The organism is Streptomyces sp. C (assembly GCF_000158895.1).
GTDB classification, from domain to species: Bacteria; Actinomycetota; Actinomycetes; order Streptomycetales; family Streptomycetaceae; genus Streptomyces; species Streptomyces racemochromogenes.
Genome location: NZ_GG657750.1, coordinates 841,152 through 842,668, shown reverse-complemented (window position 1 = coordinate 842,668; position 1,517 = coordinate 841,152). Strand labels below are relative to the sequence as shown.

Here is a 1,517-nt window from a genome sequence, read left to right as displayed (position 1 = left end):
CCTTCCCCGCCGCCGTGGTCTTCCCCGACTCGCAGACCGTGTACGCCGAACTGCTCCTGGCCGGCGGCGACCGCAAGGCCGCCGCCGCCGAACTGGAGGCCGTCGGACGGCGCCTGACCCCGCGCGGCATCCAGAACCCGGCCTGGTGCCCGTGGCGGCTGCTCCTGGCCCGCGCCGTCGCCCCCGAGGACCCCGCCAGGGCCCGCGCCCTGGCGGCCGAGGCCGTACGCCGCGCCCGCGCCTTCGGCGCGCCGTCCGCCATCGGCCAGGCCCTGCGCGTCGCGGCGGAGGTGGCCGCCCCGCAGGACCGCGCCGACCTGCTCCGCGAGGCCGTCGCCCTGCTGGAGGACTCCCCGGCCGCCTACGAACTGGCCCGGACGCTGGCCGCGCTGGGCACCGAGCTCCAGGACCCCGGGCTGCTCGCCCGCGCCCACCACACCAGCCGCGAATGCGGCGCCGGCGCCCTGGAGGCGAGCACGGCCCAGGCCCTGGCGTCGTTCGCCCAGCGCGCAAGCTGAGTCCCCGGGGACACCAGGGGGCAGGGTGACCCCATGGACCACCTCACCCTGCTCTACATCCTCCAGCACGAGGCCGACCGCTTCGACGAGGCCGTCCGGCGGGCCGCCGACGGCGGACGGGAGGCACCACCGGTGCCCTCCTGCCCCGGCTGGTCGGTCGCGGACCTCGCCGGACACCTCGGCAGCGTCCAGCGCTACCTCACCCACATCCTCCGGGAACGGCTCGCCGAGCCCTGCGACCCCACCGACCCGGAGCTCTACGCGCTCCCCGCCGACCCGGCCGTACGGGCGGCCTGGCCGATGCCGGACCGGACCCCGCACCGCGGGCCCGTGCCCGAGGAGCTGTTCGACTGGTCGGCCGCCGCCGCCCGGGACCTGGTGGCGGTCCTGCGCGAACTCGGCCCGGACGTACCGGTGTGGACCTGGTCGCCCGACGGGGACCGCACCAGCGGCTTCTGGATCCGCATGCAGACCATCGAACAGGCCGTCCACCGCTGGGACGCCCAGGCCGTCACCGGGCACCCGAACTCCTTCGCGCCCGCCCTCGCGGTGGACGCCATCACCCACACCATCGAGGTGATGGCCCCCGCCCGGCGCGGCTGGAAACAGGCCCCGCCCGGGACGGGCGAGCGCTACCGCTTCCGCCGCACCGACGCCCCCGAATCCTGGACGGTGGAGTTCGACGGCGACGAGGTCCGCTTCGACCGCCGCGGCACCGCTCCCGTCCACGTCGAGGCGGCGGGCACCGCCTCCGACCTGATGCTGTTCCTGTGGGGGCGGCTCCCCGCCGAGCAGCTGCACGTCACCGGCGACGGCGCACTGCTGGAGCACTGGTTCACCCTCGTGCCGCCCGCCTGAACGGGACCGCGCCTAGGGCCTGTCGCCAAACCCCCGTCTGCCCCGCGACGCCTGGCACGCGCTCTCGCCGCACCGGGCGAAAGCCAAGTACGTCCAGTACGCGGGCTTCCGCCCGGCGCACCGAGAGCACGCACCAGACGC

1 protein-coding gene and 1 pseudogene are annotated in these 1,517 nt (G+C 76.4%); both read left to right on the top strand.

Annotated elements, in window-relative coordinates; all coding sequences use genetic code 11:
• Positions 1–518: pseudogene (locus SSNG_RS03790) on the top strand (ATP-binding protein); the annotation flags it as partial.
• A 33-nt stretch (positions 519–551) separates the two neighbouring features.
• A complete protein-coding gene (locus SSNG_RS03785) occupies positions 552–1,376 on the top strand; it encodes a maleylpyruvate isomerase family mycothiol-dependent enzyme (protein WP_007262473.1) in 825 nt (274 codons plus the stop codon).
• Positions 1,377–1,517: the final 141 nt, after the last annotated feature.

Coding starts and splice junctions, on each gene's coding strand:
- SSNG_RS03785 (WP_007262473.1), top strand. CDS start 552: ATGGACCACCTCACCCTGCTCTACATCCTCCAGCACGAGGCCGACCGC.